Annotated in this window: 18 protein-coding genes and 3 pseudogenes; 13 read left to right on the top strand and 8 right to left on the bottom strand. The window is 70.5% G+C overall.

Annotation, left to right across the window (positions count from 1 at the left end):
* Window positions 1-34 precede the first annotated feature (34 nt).
* From EES41_RS01325 to EES41_RS01275, 8 genes are all read right to left on the bottom strand, one after another.
* A complete protein-coding gene (locus EES41_RS01325; protein WP_123074883.1) occupies window positions 35-1,561 on the bottom strand; it encodes a DEAD/DEAH box helicase in 1,527 nt (508 codons plus the stop codon).
* Window positions 1,562-1,872: 311 nt separating this feature from the next.
* Window positions 1,873-2,076 carry a cold-shock protein gene (locus tag EES41_RS01320; RefSeq protein WP_008735742.1) on the bottom strand — a complete coding sequence of 68 codons (204 nt, stop codon included), beginning with the start codon at window positions 2,074-2,076 and terminating at the stop codon, window positions 1,873-1,875.
* A gap of 527 nt (window positions 2,077-2,603) precedes the next feature.
* Window positions 2,604-2,804 (bottom strand): DUF5988 family protein, encoded by a 201-nt coding sequence (locus EES41_RS01310; RefSeq protein WP_123074881.1) that lies wholly within the window; start codon window positions 2,802-2,804, stop codon window positions 2,604-2,606.
* A gap of 110 nt (window positions 2,805-2,914) precedes the next feature.
* The gene (locus EES41_RS01305; protein ID WP_123074879.1) at window positions 2,915-3,958 is read right to left on the bottom strand and encodes a 1-phosphofructokinase family hexose kinase; all 1,044 of its coding nucleotides are present in this window, start codon (window positions 3,956-3,958) and stop codon (window positions 2,915-2,917) included.
* Between the two features lie 658 nt (window positions 3,959-4,616).
* Window positions 4,617-5,093, bottom strand: coding sequence for a cupin domain-containing protein (locus EES41_RS01295; protein ID WP_123082178.1), 477 nt, complete (start codon window positions 5,091-5,093; stop codon window positions 4,617-4,619).
* A 235-nt stretch (window positions 5,094-5,328) separates the two neighbouring features.
* Window positions 5,329-5,940 carry a CBS domain-containing protein gene (locus EES41_RS42620; protein ID WP_254211250.1) on the bottom strand — a complete coding sequence of 204 codons (612 nt, stop codon included), beginning with the start codon at window positions 5,938-5,940 and terminating at the stop codon, window positions 5,329-5,331.
* Window positions 5,941-5,949: 9 nt separating this feature from the next.
* Window positions 5,950-6,420 (bottom strand): cyclic nucleotide-binding domain-containing protein, encoded by a 471-nt coding sequence (locus EES41_RS01280; protein WP_123074875.1) that lies wholly within the window; start codon window positions 6,418-6,420, stop codon window positions 5,950-5,952.
* 93 nt (window positions 6,421-6,513) lie between these two features.
* Window positions 6,514-7,941, bottom strand: a complete 1,428-nt coding sequence (locus EES41_RS01275) for an MBL fold metallo-hydrolase RNA specificity domain-containing protein (RefSeq protein ID WP_164495687.1) — start codon at window positions 7,939-7,941, stop codon at window positions 6,514-6,516.
* Window positions 7,942-8,116: 175 nt separating this feature from the next.
* On the opposite strand from EES41_RS01275, the pseudogene EES41_RS42615 reads away from it, so the two are divergent.
* The 13 genes and pseudogenes from EES41_RS42615 to EES41_RS01215 all read left to right on the top strand — a co-directional run.
* Window positions 8,117-8,261 (top strand): annotated as a pseudogene (locus EES41_RS42615) (alcohol dehydrogenase catalytic domain-containing protein); the annotation flags it as partial.
* A gap of 108 nt (window positions 8,262-8,369) precedes the next feature.
* Window positions 8,370-9,050, top strand: a complete 681-nt coding sequence (locus tag EES41_RS01265) for a pyridoxamine 5'-phosphate oxidase family protein (protein WP_123074870.1) — start codon at window positions 8,370-8,372, stop codon at window positions 9,048-9,050.
* 483 nt (window positions 9,051-9,533) lie between these two features.
* A pseudogene (locus EES41_RS44085) lies at window positions 9,534-9,705 on the top strand (PEP-utilizing enzyme); the annotation flags it as partial.
* A 256-nt stretch (window positions 9,706-9,961) separates the two neighbouring features.
* On the top strand, window positions 9,962-10,420 hold the full coding sequence (locus EES41_RS01255) for an Hsp20/alpha crystallin family protein (RefSeq protein WP_254211248.1): 459 nt from the start codon (window positions 9,962-9,964) through the stop codon (window positions 10,418-10,420).
* Window positions 10,417-10,920, top strand: a complete 504-nt coding sequence (locus EES41_RS01250) for a flavodoxin domain-containing protein (RefSeq protein WP_123074868.1) — start codon at window positions 10,417-10,419, stop codon at window positions 10,918-10,920. The genes EES41_RS01255 and EES41_RS01250 overlap by 4 nt, the downstream gene beginning before the upstream one ends.
* A gap of 97 nt (window positions 10,921-11,017) precedes the next feature.
* The gene (locus EES41_RS01245) at window positions 11,018-11,611 is read left to right on the top strand and encodes a hypothetical protein (RefSeq protein ID WP_164495686.1); all 594 of its coding nucleotides are present in this window, start codon (window positions 11,018-11,020) and stop codon (window positions 11,609-11,611) included.
* Window positions 11,604-14,285, top strand: coding sequence for a cation-transporting P-type ATPase (locus EES41_RS01240; RefSeq protein ID WP_123074863.1), 2,682 nt, complete (start codon window positions 11,604-11,606; stop codon window positions 14,283-14,285). Before EES41_RS01245 ends, EES41_RS01240 begins: the two co-directional genes overlap by 8 nt.
* Before the next feature lie 21 nt (window positions 14,286-14,306).
* Window positions 14,307-14,606 (top strand): DUF1876 domain-containing protein, encoded by a 300-nt coding sequence (locus tag EES41_RS01235; protein WP_123074861.1) that lies wholly within the window; start codon window positions 14,307-14,309, stop codon window positions 14,604-14,606.
* A 177-nt stretch (window positions 14,607-14,783) separates the two neighbouring features.
* Window positions 14,784-15,686 (top strand): universal stress protein, encoded by a 903-nt coding sequence (locus EES41_RS01230; protein ID WP_123074859.1) that lies wholly within the window; start codon window positions 14,784-14,786, stop codon window positions 15,684-15,686.
* Window positions 15,686-16,543 (top strand): universal stress protein, encoded by an 858-nt coding sequence (locus tag EES41_RS01225; protein ID WP_174261640.1) that lies wholly within the window; start codon window positions 15,686-15,688, stop codon window positions 16,541-16,543. Before EES41_RS01230 ends, EES41_RS01225 begins: the two co-directional genes overlap by 1 nt.
* Before the next feature lie 7 nt (window positions 16,544-16,550).
* Window positions 16,551-17,162: pseudogene (locus EES41_RS42600) on the top strand (HAD-IC family P-type ATPase); the annotation flags it as partial.
* Window positions 17,163-17,388: 226 nt separating this feature from the next.
* A complete protein-coding gene (locus EES41_RS42595) occupies window positions 17,389-18,615 on the top strand; it encodes a cation-translocating P-type ATPase (protein WP_254211247.1) in 1,227 nt (408 codons plus the stop codon).
* 286 nt (window positions 18,616-18,901) lie between these two features.
* Window positions 18,902-20,650, top strand: a complete 1,749-nt coding sequence (locus EES41_RS01215; protein WP_123074855.1) for a GAF domain-containing sensor histidine kinase — start codon at window positions 18,902-18,904, stop codon at window positions 20,648-20,650.
* Window positions 20,651-20,653: the final 3 nt, after the last annotated feature.

The raw sequence follows: 20,653 nt of genomic DNA, 5'->3' as shown, positions 1-20,653 counted from the left end.
GCAGAGATGGGTCAGTCTTCTGATCACGTTGTCCTCAGGCGGCCGCGTCGAAGGCGGACTGCCGCACACCGGTGCGCCGGGCAGCCGAAACGTGCCGCCGCCTGCCGCGGGAGGCCGCACCGCGCTGTGCGCGTTCGACGACCGGTGCCGTGATGACCACGGGGATACCGGAGGGGGCCTGGGCGCCGGTGATCCGGGTCAGGGCCTCGTCGCCGGAGCGGACCTGCGTGGTCTGCGGCACGATCCCGGCAGCCTGCATGAGGCGGGTCATGTCGCGGCGCTGGTTGGGGGTGACCAGGGTGACGACGCTGCCGGACTCACCGGCGCGGGCGGTGCGGCCGCCGCGGTGGAGGTAGTCCTTGTGGTCGGTCGGCGGGTCCACGTTGACGACGAGGTCGAGGTTGTCGACGTGGATGCCGCGCGCCGCCACGTTCGTGGCGACCAGGACGGTGACGTGCCCGGTCTTGAACTGGGCCAGGGTCCGGGTCCGCTGGGGCTGGGACTTCCCGCCGTGCAGGGCCGCGGCGCGGACCCCGCTGCTCAGGAGGTCCTGGGTGAGGCGGTCCACGGCGTGCTTGGTGTCCAGGAACATGATCACCCGGCCGTCGCGGGCGGCGATCTCCGTCGTCGTGGCGTACTTGTCCGCGCCGTGGACGTGCAGGACGTGGTGCTCCATCGTCGTCACCGCACCCTGCGAGGGGTCCACCGAGTGCACGACCGGGTCGGTGAGGTACCGGCGCACGAGGAGGTCGACATTGCGGTCCAGGGTCGCGGAGAACAGCATCCGCTGCCCCTCGGGACGCACCTGGTCCAGCAGCGCGGTGACCTGCGGCATGAAGCCCATGTCGGCCATCTGGTCGGCCTCGTCCAGGACGGTGATCGCGACCTGGTTCAGGCGGCAGTCCCCACGGTCGATGAGGTCCTTCAGGCGTCCCGGAGTGGCGACGACGATCTCGGCGCCGCCCCTGAGCACGTTGGCCTGACGTCCTATGGGCATCCCGCCCACCACGGTCGCCAGGCGCAGCTTCACGGCGCGGGCGTAGGGGGCGAGGGCGTCGGTGACCTGCTGGGCCAGTTCACGGGTCGGGACCAGGATCAGGGCCAGCGGCTGACGGGCTTCGGCGCGCTGTCCGGCGGTGCGGGCCAGCAGGGCGAGGCCGAAGGCGAGGGTCTTGCCGGAGCCGGTCCGGCCGCGGCCGAGGACGTCACGCCCGGCGAGGGAGTTCGGCAGGGTCGCGCCCTGGATCGGGAACGGCACCGACACCCCCTGAGTGCCCAGTGCGGCCAGCAGCTCCGCCGGCATGTCGAGAGCGGCGAACGCCTCGACGGCCGGCAGCGCCGGAGTGATCGTCTTCGGAAGGGCGAACTCACCCTGCACTGCGGCGGGCCGGCGGCCGTAGCCGGCCGAGCGGCTCGGACCTCCGGAACGGCCCCCGGAGCGGCTCGCCGCGGGCGTCCCGAAGCGGCTGCCCCGCTCCGAGGCGGCGCCGGCGCCGAAAGCGGGGCCGCCGGTGCGGCTACGGGTGCGAGCGGAGCGGTTGTTCGTACGGGTGGGGTTCATTCAGAACCTTCCTTGATACGGCACGTACCAAGGAATTCCCTCGCAGCAGAAGAGCAGTGCGGGGAATCGCAAGAACGGGCCGAATGGAATGCGAAAGCGCAGCCGGCCCGCAAGAAGACTGCACGGGCACCGGCGCTGGAATGGGAGGCGTCAGACGGACGCGAAAATCACCAGAATTGCTCGGGGGCAGCCCTTGAGGAGGATGCGTCCCTCCGGGCTTCGTCCCGCAGGTGAACACACTGCGGGAGATGCGTGCAGCTGGGGCCCGCACCCCGAGGGATGCGGGCCCCAGCTACAAAGTGCGCTCAGCGTCAGGCGAGAACGATGTTCTCGGCCGTGGGGCCCTTCTGGCCCTGCGCGATGTCGAAGGTGACCTTCTGGCCTTCGAGCAGCTCGCGGAAACCCTGGGCGGCGATGTTCGAGAAGTGGGCGAAGACGTCGTCACCGCCACCGTCCTGCTCGATGAAGCCGAAACCCTTTGCCGCGTTGAACCACTTGACGGTGCCAGTAGCCATGTCATATCTCCTTCGGGGCAGTACACCAGCGTCCGCATGGTGCGGACACCGTGTCGCCGCGATGATGCCCCGCCCGGAAAATGACCCGGAAATGTAAAGCGCTTGCGTATGGCCCCGGAGGCCAATGGAGGCGCTAGAAGTTTTTGGGTATCAAAACTGCAACCGAGATCGACAGTAGCATGCTGCAGTGGCCTGCGTACGTTGAATATTTCCGCCCTGGCGATGCGATAAAAACTCTCCCTGCGGGGTCCGTTAAATTCTTAGACCGCCGCGACAGATATTGATTCACCCCGACTGCAGTGTTTCGAAGGAAGCGATCGCCCACCGCTCGCCCGTGCGCCCGCAGGTCAAAACGCAGTACCTGCACACCGGAGTCGGTCAGGCCAGCGGCCAGCCGTGCGAAGAACCCGCCCTCCTCCCGCGTCACCCCCGCACGGTCGCTGGCGATCCTGCACACCATGCGGTGTCGCCCCGCGCATCTCGGCCGCCGTGGTGAGGTGCAAGCCGAGCGCCCCTGACCGTCCGTCTCATTCGGCGATCTCTGTCCGTTCCCACCATTCGTAGACAGCCAGTTGTCCCTCCGGGCTGTCCTGGTGCCGCGACGTGATCTTGAAGTGCTCGTACCCGCCGCGGTGCGGAATCTTCAGGTCTTGTCCGGGGTCGGAGATCGGAACGATCCGCTCGGGCAGATCGTCCGGGCCGCCCTCAAGCACTGCCTTGGTCGCCATGCTTCCAGTCTTCCCAACTGCAGGTCCGCTCGCATCACGAGGTCGGCACTGGCGTCCCTCAGCATCACCGGCAGCGCCCCGCCCCGATGCGGTGACGGGGGTGGGCAGGGTCAAACGCCCCGGCGTCGAGCATCGGTCTGGAACCTGGTCCCCACCTGGGAGCGGAGGGATCGGGCCGTGTCCAGGTCGAAGGGCTCGGTGCCGGGGGTGAGCATCGCTGCGGCGGCTGCGGCCACCCCCAGCACGGAAGCGCTGACGGGATCCTCTCCGGCGGCCAACTGTGTGATGAGGGCGGCGACCATGCTGTCTCCTGCCCCGGCGTCGCTCAGGGGCTCGCCGGGCAGCGGCGGCGCGTAGAGCTCGGTGTGGCCGTGGCGGGTCGAGCACAGTGCGCCCAGTTCTCCGAGGGTGGTGACGGCGATCTCGGCGGCCCCTGTGGTGAGCAGGTGCTCGTTGAGGGCCCGGGCGTCGTCGAAGTCGCGGACCGGCCGGCCGGCCAGGCTCTCGGCCTCTGTGCGGTTGCACCTGAGCAGGAACACGCCCCCCGCGAGAGCTCCGCGAAGCGCCGGACCGGAGGTGTCCAGGACCAGCCGGGATCCGGCTTCCCTGATGCGGCGGGAGACGGCCGCGTAGAAGTCGTCGGGCAAGCCGCCGGGCAGGCTGCCACTGGCCACGACGTACGGGCAACCGCCAACGGCCCGCTCCAGCGCATCCAGGCACCGCCGCCCCTCGTGGTCGTGCAGGTGCGGGCCGGGTGGCACGATGTGGTAGCCGTGGCGCGATTCGGCCTCGAACAGCACGAGTGCTTCGCGGGTGTCGTCGTCGATGTCGACGGCGACGTGGTCGACGCCCTCTTCGTCCAACAGCCGGTTCAGGCGCAGGCCGACCTCGCCCCCGGCGGTGTGGACAGCGGTGGCTCGTCCTCCGAGCCGCACGACATGACGGGCGACGTTGATCCCTCCACCCCCGGCGGCCACCGATCTGACCCGGGCGCGGTTCTTGCCGATGCCCTCCAGGTGCCCGACCTCCCAGCAGAGATCGACCGCAGGATTCATCGTCAGGGTGAGGATCGACGGCTTGGCCGCACTCTCCGATCCTCCTGCACCGTCGGTAGTCCTGGCTGTGGTGGGGTCCGGCGTCGCGGCCGTCCTCATCGCGGTACCCAGGTGGTCGCGCCGACCCTTGCCCGGCGCACCGCCCGCTGGGCACGGCCCTGCTCACTGCAGCCTGAGGAGATCGGGGCCTGTTCCCACGCGCTGCGGTCGACCCCGATCCCGGCCGCTGCCAGGGACAGCTTCGGCTCCTGACCACGGTGCCGGCCGTTGAACGCGTGGGGCCTGGCAATGCCCGCCGGGAGCAGGTCTGGTACCCGCATCGGCCGGAACGGCGGGCGCGCCCACGGCACACCCAGTAAACGGTGCGTGCGGCCGAAGAACGCGTCCGGCTCCACCCGGCCAGCGGTACGGAGCCGCGAGGGAAGCGTCAACGCACTCACCTCCGTGGACAGCGACACGTCCGACCCGACTTCCATACTGAAACAGTCTGACGTCACCTGCATGCCGGCCCACGGCTGGGCCTGTTCCCCGGCACGTGGAGACCGAGCGGGACGTCGCGTGCCGCGGAACTGGGTACCTCGTCATGTGCCGCACGCTCGAAGGGAACAGCCTTTGGGTGGCGCATCCAGGCACGTGAACCCGGGAAGGGAGCGGACATCCGACGACGTGCCTCAACCGTGCCCTTCGAAGCGGTCAACAGCGGCCAGATGGGTGTACGGGCGGAAGTCAAGATCGTTTCGCGATACGCCCTCGCTGGTCAGGCGTGCTCGTCCGATGGCTGCTGGTCAGGCTGGGCCGACCAGCTCGCCGGCTCGTCGCCGCCCGAGTCCTCGTCGCGCTCCGCGTCGGCGGCTGTCGCATGGATCTTGCCCGACGCGTGGTGGACCGGTGCGTATACGGCGTAGAGCTGCAGGGTCTCGTCACCGATGTTGGTGACGTTGTGCCAAGTACCGGCGGGCACGAAGATGGCCCAACCATCCTCGACCTCCTGGTCGAAGTCGAGTCGATCCTTCGCGCGGCCCATCTGGACGCGGCCCCGGCCTGCGTCGAGTCGTAGAAATTGGTCAGTCTCCGGATGCGTCTCCAAGCCGATGTCCTCACCCACCGGGATCGACATGAGGGTCAGCTGAAGGTACTTCCCAGACCAGGCGACGGCGCGATAGTTCGTGTTCTCCAGCGTCGCCTTCTCCAGATCGAAGCTCTGAGGCTCCGGCCCGATGTCCTTGATGGTCATACTTCTCTCCCGGTCAACGAAGGCGGTGCACGGTCGGGGTCCTGCGCCAGCGCACGTCGACATTCTCAGAGCCCAGGGCAAGCTGCTACCGCACACGCGGCCGGCCGTGACCCGTTGCCACATTCCGCCGTGCGTCCGGTCGTGTAGTCGACCGGGTTCGTGCAGTCGTGCGCGCACCGCCCACGATGGGCCATCATCGGGTCCTTCTTTCGTCGGGAACGGGGAGGGCGAGCCGTCAGCTGTCGGAACGGGGTCCGGTGGCCATCGGGAGGCCCGCGCTCCGGGCGGCGTCGAGCAGGCAAGCCGCGACCCCCGCGCGCATCCCGCCCCGCGCAGTGGACGCACACCACCCCGGCCGGCACTTCGCGCTGGCGTCGGTGGAGCTGGTGGATCGGGATGTGCACCGAGTCTTTGATCCAGCCCTTTGAGCGTTCGGAGTCCCGCCGCACGTCCAGCACGATCCGGTGCTCGTAGGAGTCCAGGGCGGACAGGTGGGCGAACGTGGCCCGTGGGAAGTCCCCGGCGCCGGACCCGCGGCGTTGGCCGGGCCCATGCGGGTGTAGTAGGCGGGCACATCGTCGAGCCGGGCGGCCTGGGGGAGCGTGGTGTCGGGGCTGATGGTGACGGCGGGGCTCGTCATCAGCTGCTCGGCGCGGACCGATCCGGCCTTCGCGGTGTCGCCGAGGCGGCGCCCGCCGACTACATGGCCTTCGCCTTCGATGACCGGGACGGCGGTGACCTTCCAGCGCTCCATCGCGGCGGCGATCTCCTTGAATTCGGCGGCGGACGTGACGGTGACGACGGTCTTCGTCATGACGTCGTTGACGGTGTAGGGGGTGGAGGTCATGGCTGGTCCTCAGCGGGCGTAGGCGAGGGGCATGTCGCTGTGGTGGGGTGCGAACAGGTCGAGGATCCGGGTGCGGGCCGAGTCGACCCGGCGGGCGATGACTGCGGCAACAGCGGCGGATACGCAACGGCCCACGGCCGCGTTCTCGTCGCAGAGCTTCCGTACGGCCACAGCGTCGAATTCGAGTGCCCGGACAGGGTGGGTGGTGACGGCGCCCAGGTGCCAGGCGTAGGGCGGGACCATCCAGGACCAGCCGAGGAGCTCTCCCGAACCGGGGGTGTCGATGACGGCGGCCTTGTGCCCGGGGACGTGCAGGTCGAGGTCGACGGTGCCGTTCTCGATGATCCAGAAGCGGTCGACCCGTTGTCGTTCCTTGAAGATACGGGTTCCGGCGGGGATGTCGACGCGGCGGGCGTGGGCGAGCAGGGCCTCACGCGCTTCGGGTTCCATCTCGTCCAGGAGAGTGTTCAAGGTTGTCATGGCGTGCCTCCAGCCCTTCCCCTTCAGGCTCGCGCCGGTCCCTGAGGTGCGGGAGGGCCTCGCGGTGCATACCGCAGGGCCATACAGCCCGGTTCAGCGGACCAGGACGGCCTCCCCGGGCTTGGGGACGACGGCCGTCCAGCCCAGCTCGCGGTCGATGCGGTCCCGGAGGGTCTCGGCGGCGGTCTCCTCGCCGTGGACCAGGTAGGTGGTGTGCGGTGCGGGGGCGGCGCGCAGCCAGTCGATGATCTGTTCGCCGTCGGCGTGGGCGGAGAAGTGGGGTACGTCGGCCACCTCGGCACGTACGGGGATGTACTCGCCGAACATCTTCAGGGTGCGGGCGCCGTCGACGAGGTCACGCGCCCGCGTTCCGGCGGCGGCGAAGCCGACAATGACGACGGCGTTGCGGGGGTCGGGCAAGAGTCGGTGGAGGTGGTGCAGGACCCGGCCACCGGTGGCCATGCCTGCGGAGGAGACGATGACTGCCGGCCCGGTGGTGCTGTTGATGTCGATCGACTCCTGGACGGTACGGGCGGCCAGGAACGGCTCCGGGCTGAACGCCGCCTCGCCCTGGGCCACGATCTCGGGCCGCAGCTCGGGGGAGTGGGAGCGCAGGGCGTCCCGGTAGACGTCCAGGGCGGCCAGGGCCATGGGGCTGTCGACGTAGACGGGTACGCCCGGGGGCAGCGTGCCGTCGCGGCGCAGCTCGGCCAGCTCGTGCAGGACGACCTCGGTCCGATCGAGCGCGAACGACGGGATGACCACGCTTCCGCCGCGCGACAGCGTTCTGGTGATCACGGCAGCGAACTCGCGCCGCGCCGTCTCGTGGTCGTGGCGGCGGTCGCCGTAGGTGGATTCCATCAGCAGCACGTCGGCGCCGGAGAACGGCTCCGGGGGCAGCAGCAGGGGGTGCCCGGGACGGCCCAGGTCGCCGCTGACGGCCAGGGTGTGGCCGTCCTCCAGCGTGAGGTGCACCCAGGCGGAGCCGAGGATGTGCCCACCGTGGTGCAGCCTCAGCTTCGTTCCGGCCATGATCTCGATCTCGCTGCCGATCTCGACCGGGTCGAAGAACTTCAGCGTGTTCTCGACGTCAGTGTCGTCGTACAGAGGTTTGGCGGGGTGGTGCTTGGACCATCCGCGGCTGTTGGCGTGCTCGGCGGCCTCCATCTGGAGGCGGGCGCTGTCGCGGAGCACGATCTCGGCGAGCCGGGCGGTCGGGGTGGTGCTCAGGATCGGACCACGGAATCCGTGCCGGACCAGGCGCGGCAGATAGCCGCAGTGGTCCAGGTGGGCATGGGTGACGACCACGGCGTGGAGGTCGGAGGCATCGAAGCCGGGCTTCTCCCAGTTGCGACGGCGCAGGTCCGCGAAACCCTGGAAGAGCCCGCAGTCGACCAGGATGCGGGCGTGGTCGCTCTCGACGAGGAACTTGCTGCCGGTGACCGTGCGTACCGCACCGAGCAACCGCAGGAGTGCGGGTCTGGGCGAGGTGGCAGCGGGGCGTGGGGCTGTCCCGGACATGGCGCGCCCTCCCTTCGGTAAGGGGATCCGGTTCTCACCATCGCACCGCGTGCAAGGGCCGGCAGGGGGCCGACAGGTCCCGGCAGGGGACCGATCGGCCCATGCGCGGCCGGTCGAGTCCGGTTCAGCCTGGCGGTGACGCCCCAAACGGTGCCCGGGCATCAAGGACGCCGCCGACGTCCCTACGGTGCGGCCCGGGGACCGCGTGCTCGTTCTCCCGCATCCCGGCCTACGGCCGCTGCCGCTCCTGCCGCGAGAGCCACTACGGCCAGTGCCGCGGGGGCAGTGGCTTGGTGCTGAGCCACACCATCGCCGGCACAGCCCGTGCCCGCGACACCGGCGCCCCCCAAGGTCGCGCTCGGCGGGGCCCGCACGACGCCGTCACCGTCCCGGCCACCCGGCCGTGACACCGAGAGGACGTGAAGACGATGAGCAGAACCCAGCACAGGCCGGGCGCCGCGGAGGCGCCGGCCGGACGCACGGACCTCGGACGGCGGATCGCCATGCGCCGGGAGGAACTCGGCCTCACCCGGGACCAATTGGGTGAGCGCTGCGGGGCTGACGGCGGGTACATCACCTACCTGGAGGAACACGCGGCAGCCCCGGAGATCGGTTCCCTCCTGCGACTCGCCGACGCGCTGGGGACGACCACCGCGGAACTCTCCGGCGCGACGACGGAGTACCCGCCCGGCAGAGGAACGGCCGTGCGGGACGCCGAGCTGGTCGAGTTGTCCGACGGTGAGTGCCGGCGGCTGCTTTCCACGCACGGCGTCGGCAGGATCGCCGTCTTCACCCCGGACGGTCCGGCGATCTTCCCGGTCAATTACGTAGTGGCGGGCCGCGGCATCGCCTTCAGGACCTCGGGTGACGCGGTGCTCGCGCGAGCTGCCGGGACGGAAGTGGCCTTTGAGGTCGACCATATCGACGACGTCACGCGCCTGGGCTGGAGCGTCATGGCCGTGGGCGAGGCAGAAGGCGTCACCGATGCGGAGGAGCTCGGCCGGCTCGATGCCGTCGCGTACTCCCTGCCCTGGGCCGGCGGTCCGCGGACCCACTGGATGAAGCTCACTGCGATCCGGATCACCGGGCGCCGGGTGATCCGGCAGTGAGCCCGCTGCGCGCCGTCGTCCTGGGCACCGACGGGGTCCTCATCGACTCCGCCGCGCCGCATGCCGCTGCGTGGAAGTCCGCTTTCGACGGCTGCCTCGACGCCTGGGCGGCCGGCACCGGCCACGCAGCCCAGCCGCCATTCGACACCGAGCGGGAGTACCGGGAGCTGGTGGACGGGAAGCCTCGTCTCGACGGTGCTCTCGCCTTCCTGACCGCGCGCGGCATCGAGCTGCCGGCGGGCGACGCCGCGGATCCGCCGGGATGCGGTACGGCGCGGGCGGTCGCTGTCCGGAAGGAGCGCGCGTTCACGGAAGCGCTCCGGGCCGGAGCCGTCGAGGCGTTCTCGGAAGTCCGGCCGGCACTCGAAGCGCTGCGCGCCCAGGGGATGCGGTGCGCCGCGGTATCGGCATCCAGACATGCCCGTTCTTTGCTGGAGTCCGCCGCGATCACCCCACTCGTCGACGTGCTCGTGGAGGGCACACGGCGGCCGCACCTCGCGCGCGGCGATCGTCAGCCGCGAACTCGGCGTCCCCGCCGTCGTCGGCACCGGGCGGGCGGCTCACGTCCTGCACGACGGACAGAAGGTGACCGTCTCCTGCGCCCGAAGGCGGACGCGGCAAGGTCTACGAGGGGCTGCTCGCCTACGAGGTGAGACCGACCCGGCCGTAACCCGGAGCGTTCAGGCCCTCGTACCGCGCGCCCAGTCCGTCAGCTGCGGCCAGCGCCCCAGCGACGTACCCGCCTTCACCGAGTTCCTGGTCAAGACCGGTATCGACCCCATCTCCGTACGGGGAGGGCCGAACGGCCCCATCCGGGACCCGATGGCCCCAAGCGGAGCAGCCTTCCCCCTCGCGACAGTGAAAGAAGCAGCACAGGAAGGCGCTGACGAGGCGCCGGAGCGGAGCACACCATGCCAGGAACGCACCCAGAGCGCAGGCGCAGCCCGTTCCCCGACGTGAGGGACTGGTTCGGCACCGACTTCCCCCGGTTCCCGCTGTGGCGGACGTCGTTCGACACCCACCCGATCGCGATCGAGGTGACCAACAAGGACGGGCAGTACACGCTGCGTGCCGAACTTCCCGGGATGGACCCCGACAAGGACATCCAGATCACGGTCGAGGGCGACACCCTCACCGTCAGTGCCGAACACACCGAGAGCAAGCAGGAGAAGGACCACTCGGAGTTCCGCTACGGCTCGTTCCAGAGGACCGTGCGTCTGCCCGGGCCGGTCCCCTCCGACGGAGTCGAGGCAGCGTACGAGGACGGCGTTCTCACCGTGCGCGTGCCGATGCCGGCCGCGCCCGAGGAGTCCAGGCGCAGCATCCCCGTCAAGCGCACCACAGCAGATGGGAAGGGAGAGTCGCCATGACTTCCAAGCGCGTCCTGGTCGCCTACGGCACCAAGCACGGTGCGACCGCCGGAATCGCGTCCGAGATCGGCAGGACCCTGCGTGAGGACGGCCTCGATGCCGTCGTGGTCCCCGCCGACGACGTGGACGACGTACGCGGCTACGACGCCGTGGTGCTCGGAGGCGCCCTGTACGCCGGGCACTGGAGCGGCAAGGCCAAGCGTTGCGCCGAACGCAACGAGCACCTCCTCAAGCACCGCCCGGTGTACCTGTTCAGCAGCGGCCCCGTCGGCAGTTCCGCCGAGCGGCACGACATCGCGCCGGTGCCGGCGGTGGCCCGGGAGATGGAGCGTCTCGGCGCACGCGAGCACGTCACCTTCGGCGGCAGCATCACCGCCGGTACGCCCGGCTTCCTTGCCCGGGCCATGGTCCGTGCGGGCAAGGGTGGGGACTTCCGCAACCCCGAGCGGATCCGGACGTGGGCCCACCACATCAGCGCCGAACTCGCCGCTCCCCGCTGAGCGGCTGGGCAGGATCAGAGCGCGGAGGTGCACGATGTCCGAGGCCGGCACGCCCGGAGACGGGCCCACGCGATCGCGTCCGGCGAGAGCCGGCCGGGTGCGTCGGCTGTTCGACGGACGTCGCAACGAGCTGCGTCGGCCGGTCGACCGGACCCGGCGCCGCTGGAACGTCGTCTTCGTACTGTCCTTCCTGGTCGCCTTGCTCTGCGGCGTCGTCGTCACGACGGCCTTCTGGGACTCCGAAAGCCGGACCGCCAGGGATACGGCCCGCCATCGGCACCAGATCGAGGCGACCACGGTCGGCTCCGCGGAGCGCACGGTCTCCCACCACTCCGGCGGCATCTCGCGGGTGGTTGCACCAGCCGTCTGGGAGTACCCGGGCGCTCACCAGCACTCTGACACGATCTCCGTCCCGTTCGGCACTCCGGCAGACCGGACGGTCGCGATCTGGGTCGATGACGCGGGCAGGGAAGCGCAGGCGCCTTCGTCCGAGGCTCAACGCGTCCTCACGGCCGCAGCGGCGGGAGCCGGAGCCTTCGGACTGCTCGCCCTTGCCTCGGGAGCAGTGATCCGTCTTCGCCTCCATCTCGTCGAGTCCCGCAGCCTGGCCCAGTGGGAGTACGAGTGGGAGGCCGTGGAGCCCCGCTGGTCCGGCAGGCCGCGGCGCGAACAGGGGCCCGGCGATGACTGAGGCAGCCACCCGGCCCCCGTCCCCCGCCAACGGGCTGCCCCCGAGCCCTGACCCTCTGGAACCGTTGCCGCTCCTGAGGCGCGAACTCGGCACCGGGCCGAGTGGACTCTCCGCACGAGAGGCGGCCCGCCGCCGTGCCGTCTACGGTCCGAACGAAGTCCGCCGCAAAGGGCGCACGTCACTGGGACGTGAACTCGTACGGCAGCTGGTCCACCCCCTGGCCCTGCTGTTGTGGGCGGCCGCCGCGCTGGCGTTCGTCGCAGGCATCCCCGTGCTCGGGTGGGCCATCATCGCAGTGGTTCTCGTCAATGCGGCGTTTGCGCTCCTCCAGGAACGGCAGGCCGAACAGGCGGTGGAGACTCTCGCGAAGTACCTGCCCGAGCACGCCCTGGTGATCCGCGACGGCCGGCCCTCGGCGGTGGAGGCAAGAGAACTGGTGCCGGGCGATCTGGCCGTTCTCGAAGAGGGCGCCAAGGTTCCCGCCGACGCACGCCTGACCGGCGGCGGCATCGAGGTCGACCTGTCGATGCTGACGGGGGAGTCCACCCCCGCCGAACGCGTCGCCGGCCCCGGACTCATCGGGGCACCGCTGCTGCAGGAACCCAACCTCGTGTTCAGCGGCACAGTCTGTACCGGGGGCCAGGCCCAGGCGATCGTGTTCGCCACCGGAGACCACACGGAACTCGGCCGCATCGCCGCACTGAGTCAGCGCACCCGGCGCGATCCCAGCCCCCTGGAACAGCAGGTCAAGAAGGTCGCCTGGCTCATCGCCGCCGTAGCGGTCGCCATGGGCGGCGTGTTCCTGGCGGCCGGTGTCGCCGTGGGCCTGCCGCTGAGGGACACCCTCATGTTCGCGATCGGCCTCCTCGTCGCCAAGGTCCCCGAGGGGCTGCTGCCGACCATCACCCTCGCACTCGCTGTCGGCGTACGCGTTCTTGCCCGCCAAGGAGCGGTGATCAAACGCCTCAGCGCCGTCGAAACGCTCGGCTCCACCAACGTCATCTGCACCGACAAGACCGGAACCCTCACCCGGAACCGCATGCGACTCCAAGCCGTGTGGACGCCGGAGCACGGACGGGAGCCCGGCCCCTGGGACGGAGAGCTGCTGCGAACCGGCGCGCTGTGCACGACGGTCACCCGCGACGAGGAAGGCGAACTTCACGGCGACCCGACGGAGATGGCTCTGGTAGAAGGCGCCGCTGCCCACGCCGCTCCCGTCGACCTCGACGGCCGTGACACCGGGCGCCGAGCCCTCTTCCGATTCGACCCCAGGCTGCGTCTGATGTCCGTCGTGCAAGACGACGGCTCGCATGGGCTGAGCGTCATAGCCAAGGGCGCGCTGGAGACGGTGTTGCAAACCCTGGAAGGCAGTTCGCAGTCCGCGGCCGCTGCGGCGGAGGAACTCGCCCATGAAGGCATGCGCGTCCTGGCCGTCGCCGTCCGAACACTGCCGTCCGGTGCCGAGGTACCGACCCGTCGCCAGGACGCGGAGACCGGGCTCCGTCTGCTCGGGCTCGTCGGTCTGTACGACCCACCACGCCCCGAAGTCGCCGCCGCCGTCCGGCGCTGCCACGAGGCAGGACTCCGCGTGCACATCGTCACCGGCGACAACGGCGCCACCGCCGCGGCCGTCGCCCGCGAAGTGGGCATCGGCCTGCCTCGTCTGCAGGTGGTCGCGCAGTCCGAGTCGATCGGCGACCACGAACTCGACGTACTCCTCGCATCGGCGGACGCCGAAGTCGTCTTCGCCCGCTCCTCACCCGAGACCAAGCTGAAGGTGGCCGACGCCCTGCGCGCACACGGGCAGATCGTCGCCATGACCGGTGACGGGGTCAATGACGCCCCCGCCCTGCACCGGGCCCACATCGGAGTGGCGATGGGACTGTCCGGCACGGACGTGGCCCGTGAGGCGTCCACCATGGTGCTGACCGACGACAACTTCGCCACCATCGTCACCGCCATCGAATCCGGCCGCCGCGTATACGACAACGTCCGCAAGTTCATCGTCTACATCTTTGCCCACCTCACCCCCGAGGTCGTCCCCTTCCTGGTCTTCGCGCTGTCGGCCGGCACAGTCCCGCTCCCGCTGACCGTCCTTCAGATCCTCGCCATCGACCTCGGCACCGAGACCCTCCCCGCCCTCGCCCTCGGCCGCGAACGAGCCGAACCGGGCACCATGAACCGCCCGCCCCGCCCGAGCTCGCAAGGAGTCATCTCCCGAGACATGCTCATCCGCAGCTGGGGCTACCTCGGTACCGTCTCCGCCGTCCTGGTCATGGGCGCGTTCTTCTACGTACTGTGGCGGGCGGGCTGGCACCCGGGCGACCCCACCGGCACGGGCAGCCCCCTCCACCACGCGTACGTCACCGCGACCACGGCCACGTTCGCAGGCATCGTCACCTGCCAGGTCGGCACCGCCTTCGCCGCCCGCACCGACCATGCGGCCCTGCGCGACATCGGTCTGTTCACCAACCCCCTGCTCCTGGCGGGCATCGCCTTCGAGCTCGTCTTCACGGCAGCCCTCGTATACGCGCCGCCCCTGCAAAGCCTGTTCGATACCGCCGCCCTGCCACTGGACGTCGTCGCCCTCATCGCGACCTTCCCCGTCATTGTCTGGGGCACCGACGAACTGCGGAGACGGGTCCGGCGCACTCACCGGCACACGACGCCCTGACACCCTTACCGGAGGCACGCCATGTCACACACCGCTGAATGGAAGGTCCGTCTCTACCTCTTCGAGGAGGACCACACGACCAAGGCCCGCCTGGAGCTCGACACGGGCACGAACAGGCTCACGGGCCACGGCACCGCCCGCTGCGCACCCCAGGACACCGAGGTCCCGGAGATCGGCGACGAACTCGCGGTCGCTCGCGCCATGGAGGATCTCGCCCTCCAGATGAAGCGAGCCGCCTACGGTGACATGCGGCCCGCCAGTGCCCCGTCCCTCCCGGAGTCCCTCAAGCCGTACCCCGGGTGGCTGGACACCGGAGCGTGAACAGCAAGGACGGGGGCCGGTCCGACCAGTGCGTTCGAAGGGGATCAGGGGGTCTTGCACACCGTCCCCGGCAGGGACCTTTGGCCCCCATGAAGGTCCTGAGCGGCCCTCTTCCTGACGGGGTCCACGGTGTCAGCGTGAGAACAGACCCCCACTGGCCCCGGGCGAGGAGACATCATGAACACCACCGTCAGCGGCTCGGAACTCGGCTCCGTCATCGTCGGCGTCGACGGCTCCGAGCCCGCCCGTCAGGCCGCGCTCTGGGCAGCGGCAGAGGCCGAACGCCGCAGGCGTCCACTGCACATCGTGTACGGCGCCGACACGGACGGCCGGGCCCTCTACGTGTTCGCAGAGACCATCGAGCGCGTCCGGGGCGCCGGCCGCGAACTGCTCGACGAAACCGCCGCCGCGGTCAAGGAACAGCACCCCGGCCTGGTCGCCACCACAGAGTTCAGCCGCGGCGACCCCGTCGCCAGTCTGCACCGGGCAGCCGGCCTTCGCGGCACCATCGTGGTCGGCAACCGGGGTCTGGGCGGATTCAACTCGCTCATGCTCGGATCCGTGGGCCTGAAGGTCGCGGCCGGCGCGAAGACGCCCGTCATCGTCGTCAGGGGAACCAACCATCGCGCCGAGCACGGGACCGTGCTCGCCGGGGTCCGTGACGAGCACGACCTGGACTGCGTCCGTCACGCGGCGCGGGAGGCCGAGCTCCGCAAGGCCGAGCTGCGGCTGCTCCACGTGTGGAACGTGCTCCAGTCCGTCGGCAGCGTGGTGACCATGATGGACGACGTCACGGAGATCGCCGACGAGTACGTCCGGCACCTGACCGCGGTGACGGAGCAGATCCGCCAGGAGTTCCCGGACCTCACCGTGCGGGCGGACGCCGAGAAGAGCGTGTCCGTCGCCGGTGTCCTGGTCGAGGCCTCCCACCACGCCGACCTGCTGGTCATGGGCGGACGGCGGGCGTCCGCGTACCTGGGACCCACCCTCGGGCGGCACACCCACAGCCTCGTGCACCACTCCCACTGCCCCGTACTGCTCATCCCGCGCCACACGGTAAAGCAGGGAGACGAGTCGTGATGGCCGCCGCCGAACGCCGCGAGATCGTCGTCGGCATCGACCCGGCCAGGGACTGGCACCTGCCCCTTGCCTGGGCGTCGGACGAGGCCCACCGCCGTGGGACCGGGATCCGACTCGTCGTGACCGTGCCTCCGCCGCACCAGAAGCGGCAGGTCGACGGCACGCCTCGTACGACGGCCCTGCACCAGGCGGGCTCGGAAGCCCTGGCAGCCGGCGCCGACTGGGCGCGGGAACGGCACCCGGGGGCCGACGTGGCCACCGATCTGATCGAAGGATTCCCCGTCCCCGCCATCGGCCACCTGTCCAAGCAGGCCCGCATGCTCGTACTCGGATCCCGCCACCTGAGCCGGTCCGCGGAGTACTTCAGCGCCGGCTCCACGGTGGTCCCGGTCACGGCCCAGGCGCACTGCCCGGTCGTCGTGGTCGGAAACCCCGAGCACATCACCCAGCAGCCGCCCTACCTGGTCGTGGGCATCGACGGCAGCGAGTCCTCCAAGGCCGCGCTCGCGCTGGCCTTCGAGGAAGCCGACCTACGAGGCGCCGCACTGCGCGCCATCGCGGTATGGCAGCCGCCGGTCTTCCTGCTTCACGACGAGGAGGTCGCACCGCAGGCCCAGCGGCGGATGCTGTCCGAGGCCACGGCCGGCTGGTCGCAGAAATACCCGGATGTGAAGCTCTCCCACGAGATCCCGACCGGGCACCCGGTGGAAGAGCTCGCGGAGGCCGCCGAGCACGCCCTGGCCGTGGTGGTGGGCCGCCGCGGACGCGGAGGCTACTCCGGCATGCGCCTGGGTTCCGTCGTCCACGGACTGCTGCACCGGGCGTTCTGCCCGGTGATCACGGTTCCGGCCGAATAGGACCGCCATGGCGATGACCCCGGCCACCGCGGAGGTACCTGTCCGCCCGGCCTCACCGACGTCGAGGCGGAACGCCGGACTGACCGAGCACGGCCGCAACGAGATCCCGCCCGCCCCGGCGACACCCTTGTACGCCAGGGTGCTGGCCCAGCTGCGCGATCCGCTGATCATGGTGCTCCTGGGCGCGGTAGTAGTGACGCTCGCGATCGGCGACCACGCCGACGCGGTGGTCATCGCCGTGGTGATCGTCGTCAACACGACCGTGGGCGTCGTGCAGGAGACCCGTGCCGACCATGCCGTGGCCGCTCTCTCCGCGATGTCGGCACCGAAGGCGCGGGTCCTGCGGGACGGTGCTCCGCGCGAGGTCCCCGCCGCCGCCGTGGTGCCCGGCGATGTCCTGCTCCTTGCCGAGGGTGACATCGTGGCGGCCGACGCCGATGTCACCGAGGCGTCCGCCCTCATGATCGACGAATCCATGCTCACCGGGGAATCCGTCCCCGTGGACAAGGAGGACGATTCGACGGTGGGCGCGGGGACCGTGGTCGTGCGAGGCCGGGGCGTGGCGACGGTGAGGGCCACCGGCCCCGACAGCGCGCTCGGCCGGATCGCCGCCCTCCTCGACACCAGGCGGGAGCCGACCCCCCTGCAACACCGTCTCGCTTCGCTGGGGCGCATCCTGGCCGGCCGCAGTCAAGGCCGGGTGCGGCGAGCCGGAGCCTCTCAGGCGCACCCACCCCAGGACGTGGGAGATCCCCTTCGACAGTGGGCGCAAGCGCATGACGACAGTCCACCGCCTGTCGTCCGGCGGCGCCCTGGTGTGTCTGAAGGGTGCCCCGGAGGTGGTCTTGGACACAGCCGTTCTCGCCGACCGCAGGGACCTGGTGGCAGGCGCCCGGCAGCAGGCGGCGATCCTGGCCGCCTGCGGATACCGGGTGCTCGCCGTGGCGTCCGCCGAACACGCCGAGCAACCGAACAGCGCGGAGACGGCCGAAGCGGGGCTGAGGCTCTTGGGCCTGGTCGCCATCAGCGATCCGCCCAAGCCCTCGGCAGCGGCCACTCTCGCCGCTTGCCACGCGGCCGGCATCACCCCGGTCCTGATCACCGGAGACCACCCGGCCACGGCACGCGCGATCGCCGTCAGCGTGGGCTTGTCCGGCGCGGACACCGATGACGGGACCGTGGTCAACGGCCCCGATCTGGCGGCAGGCCGGGTGGCCGACCTCACCGCCGCACGCGTCTTCGCCCGGACCGATCCACAGCAGAAGCTGGACATCGTCGATGCCTGGCGGGCCCGGGGAGCCGTCACCGCCATGACCGGCGACGGCGTCAACGACGGCCCGGCCTTGCGCCGCGCCGACATCGGGGTGGCCATGGGACAGCGGGGCACCGAGGTCGCCCGCCAGGCTGCCGACCTCGTGCTGACCGACGACGACCTGTCGACCGTGGTCGCGGCCGTTGAGGAGGGCCGGCGGGTCTACGACAACATCCGCCGCTTCCTCGTCTACGGCCTGGCCGGCGGCGCCGCCGAGATCCTGGTCATGCTGATCGGACCCCTCCTCGGCCTTCCGCTCCCGCTCAGGGCGGGCCAGATCCTGTGGATCAACCTCCTGACCCACGGTCTGACCGGGGTGGCCATGGGCGCCGAACCGGTGGACCCTGAGGCGATGCACAGGCCTCCGAGGCCGCCCGGCCAGCACATTCTCGGTGCGGGCGCCTGGCAGCGCCTCGTGGTGCTTGCCGTAGTCGTCACAGCCGCCTGCCTCACTGCCGGGATGATCGCCCGGGCCTGGGGGCTGCCCTGGCAGAGCGTCCTCTTCCTGTCCCTGCTCGCTGCGCAGCTCGGCGTCGTGCTGGGCCTGCGAACCCGGTTGCTGACCCGGGACAACCTCTTCCTGCCCCTGTCCGTCCTCACCTCCGCCCTCCTCGGGGCGGCAGCGCTCTACCTTCCGCCGCTGCGGTCGGTTCTGGAGACCGAACCTCTTGGATGGCCTGGTCTCGCCCTGGCATCAGCCGCCCTCGTGAGCGGCTTCGCGGCAGCCCGACTCGCACGGCACGCATTCCGAAGGAACTGATGATCATGAAAGCGCACACGTCCGAGCACGTTCCCCGCGCCCGCGTGGGCGACGAGATCGTGGCGGGCGGGCCCTCGGTGGGCAAAGCGGCTCGCGACGGCGAAGGCCTCAGTCTGCACCACGACGACGGCACCGGCTCTCTTCTTCCCCGGACCGGACGCACACGTTCGGCATCTCGGCGCGGACGACTCCGGCTGACGCCTTCAGCCTGCGCGGGAAAGCCGGGGCGGAGATACGGTGAAGAGGCAGGACGGGCCTCCCCGTGGGCGCCGCTTGGAGGTCATGCATGGGCGCGGACGATCAGGGTGCCGTGCGTCCGGGGGTGCCGCGGCTCCGGCTGGACGAATTGCTCGAAGAGCTCCAGGTCCGCATCGACGAAGTGCGCGGCACCAGGGACAGGCTCAACGGGCTACTCGAAGCCGTCATGTCCGTCGGCCGCGAGCTCGACCTTCCCCAGGTCCTGAGGGGCATCGTCGAAGCCGCCGTAGTCCTGGTGGACGCGGAGTACGGAGCCCTGGGCGTCATCGGCGACGACCAGAAGCTCGCCCAGTTCCTCCCCGTCGGCATCAGCGACGACCTCCGGGCCGAGATCGGCGACCTGCCCTCCGGCCACGGCATCCTCGGCGAACTCATCCGCCACCCCGAGACCCTTCGGCTGTCCGAGTTGTCCGGTCACCCCGCCTCCTACGGGTTCCCGGCCCACCACCCCCCGATGCACTCCTTCCTCGGCGTCCCCATCCGGGTCCGCGATGACGTGTTCGGCAACCTGTACATGACCGAGAAGCGCGGCGGCATCGACTTCGACGAGGAGGACGAGGCGGTCCTGTCCACGCTGGCGGTGGCAGCCGGCATCGCCATCGAGAACGCCCGCCTCTTCGAAGAGGTACGGCTCCGGGAGCGCTGGCTGACCGCCAGCTCCGACTTCACCAGCGCTCTGCTCTCCGGCCTGGCCGAGACGGAGGTATTGGAGGGGATGCTGGAGCGGGCCCGCGACATCACGGGAGCCGACATCGGTGTCTTCTACCTCGTGGGCCAGGGCGGGGAGCTGCGCGGCTCGCTGGCCCTGGGTGAGGGCGCCGAGGCGCATCGCGGCATCGTGCTGCCCAGCAGTGCGGGAACCCTGGCCGCTGCCGCCCTCGGTGAGGAGGACGGGCTGATCACTGTTGCCGATGTGGGGACCGACGACCGGATCACGGTGCAGACGGAACGATGGACGGGCTTCGGTCGAGCCGTCGCCGTCACGGTCGGCACCAAGGAAAAGCTGAGCGGTGTCCTCATCCTTGCCCGTAGACGCGGCCGCCCGGCGTTCGCCCGCGCCGAGATCGCAGCCCTGCCCGGCTTCGCCGGCCAGGCTGCCCTGGCCCTGGAGCTCGCCGACCGGCGCCGGGACGCCGAGCAGATGAGCATGCTAGAGGACCACGACCGCATCGCCCGTGACCTGCACGACCTTGCCATCCAGCGGCTCTTCGCCACCGGCATGACCCTGCAGAGCGCCCAACGCTTCGTCGAGCACCCGGAAGCCTCGGAACGACTCGCCCGGGCGATCGACGACCTGGACGCCACCATCAAGATCATTCGCTCGACGATCTTCGGACTCCGTGAGCACGAGGCACCCGGAGTGACGCCGAAGCTGCGGCTCCGCGCCGTCCAAGCCGTGGAGGGGGCCGCCCAGGCACTCGGCTTCGCCCCGGCCTTGCGGATGGAGGGCCTGATCGACACCGACGTGCCCCTCAAGACCGCGGACGAGGCGCTCGCCGTGATCGGCGAGGCACTCACCAACGTGGCCCGGCATGCACAGGCAGGCCGGGCAGAGGTGTCCCTCTCGGCTGTCGAGGGCGTACTGACCGTACTGGTCACCGACGACGGAGTGGGAGTGGCGAAGGGAGGCCATCGCAGCGGGCTTCGCAATCTCGCCGAGCGGGCCGAACGGCTGGGTGGCGAACTCTCCGTCTCGGCGCCCGGGCCGAACGGCCGGGGCACGAAACTGCAATGGCGGGTACCGCTGGATGGAGGCGACTTCCCACCCTCCGGGTGAGGA

The organism is Streptomyces sp. ADI95-16 (assembly GCF_003721495.1).
Classification (GTDB): Bacteria; Actinomycetota; Actinomycetes; order Streptomycetales; family Streptomycetaceae; genus Streptomyces; species Streptomyces goshikiensis.
Note: the sequence above shows the minus strand (reverse complement) of the source record. Positions and strands in the feature narration are given on the sequence as shown.

Excerpts from the sequence above, each read along its gene's own strand:
- EES41_RS01265 (WP_123074870.1), top strand. The coding sequence starts at position 8,370 with ATGAGCAGAACCCAGCACAGGCCGGGCGCCGCGGAGGCGCCGGCCGGA.
- EES41_RS01310 (WP_123074881.1), bottom strand. The coding sequence starts at position 2,804 with ATGGCGACCAAGGCAGTGCTTGAGGGCGGCCCGGACGATCTGCCCGAG.
- EES41_RS01230 (WP_123074859.1), top strand. The coding sequence starts at position 14,784 with ATGAACACCACCGTCAGCGGCTCGGAACTCGGCTCCGTCATCGTCGGC.
- EES41_RS01295 (WP_123082178.1), bottom strand. The coding sequence starts at position 5,093 with ATGACCATCAAGGACATCGGGCCGGAGCCTCAGAGCTTCGATCTGGAG.
- EES41_RS01280 (WP_123074875.1), bottom strand. The coding sequence starts at position 6,420 with ATGACAACCTTGAACACTCTCCTGGACGAGATGGAACCCGAAGCGCGT.
- EES41_RS01305 (WP_123074879.1), bottom strand. The coding sequence starts at position 3,958 with ATGAGGACGGCCGCGACGCCGGACCCCACCACAGCCAGGACTACCGAC.
- EES41_RS42620 (WP_254211250.1), bottom strand. The coding sequence starts at position 5,940 with ATGACCTCCACCCCCTACACCGTCAACGACGTCATGACGAAGACCGTC.
- EES41_RS01275 (WP_164495687.1), bottom strand. The coding sequence starts at position 7,941 with ATGTCCGGGACAGCCCCACGCCCCGCTGCCACCTCGCCCAGACCCGCA.
- EES41_RS01235 (WP_123074861.1), top strand. The coding sequence starts at position 14,307 with ATGTCACACACCGCTGAATGGAAGGTCCGTCTCTACCTCTTCGAGGAG.
- EES41_RS01320 (WP_008735742.1), bottom strand. The coding sequence starts at position 2,076 with ATGGCTACTGGCACCGTCAAGTGGTTCAACGCGGCAAAGGGTTTCGGC.
- EES41_RS01225 (WP_174261640.1), top strand. The coding sequence starts at position 15,686 with ATGGCCGCCGCCGAACGCCGCGAGATCGTCGTCGGCATCGACCCGGCC.
- EES41_RS01240 (WP_123074863.1), top strand. The coding sequence starts at position 11,604 with ATGACTGAGGCAGCCACCCGGCCCCCGTCCCCCGCCAACGGGCTGCCC.
- EES41_RS01215 (WP_123074855.1), top strand. The coding sequence starts at position 18,902 with ATGGGCGCGGACGATCAGGGTGCCGTGCGTCCGGGGGTGCCGCGGCTC.
- EES41_RS01250 (WP_123074868.1), top strand. The coding sequence starts at position 10,417 with ATGACTTCCAAGCGCGTCCTGGTCGCCTACGGCACCAAGCACGGTGCG.
- EES41_RS01325 (WP_123074883.1), bottom strand. The coding sequence starts at position 1,561 with ATGAACCCCACCCGTACGAACAACCGCTCCGCTCGCACCCGTAGCCGC.
- EES41_RS01255 (WP_254211248.1), top strand. The coding sequence starts at position 9,962 with ATGCCAGGAACGCACCCAGAGCGCAGGCGCAGCCCGTTCCCCGACGTG.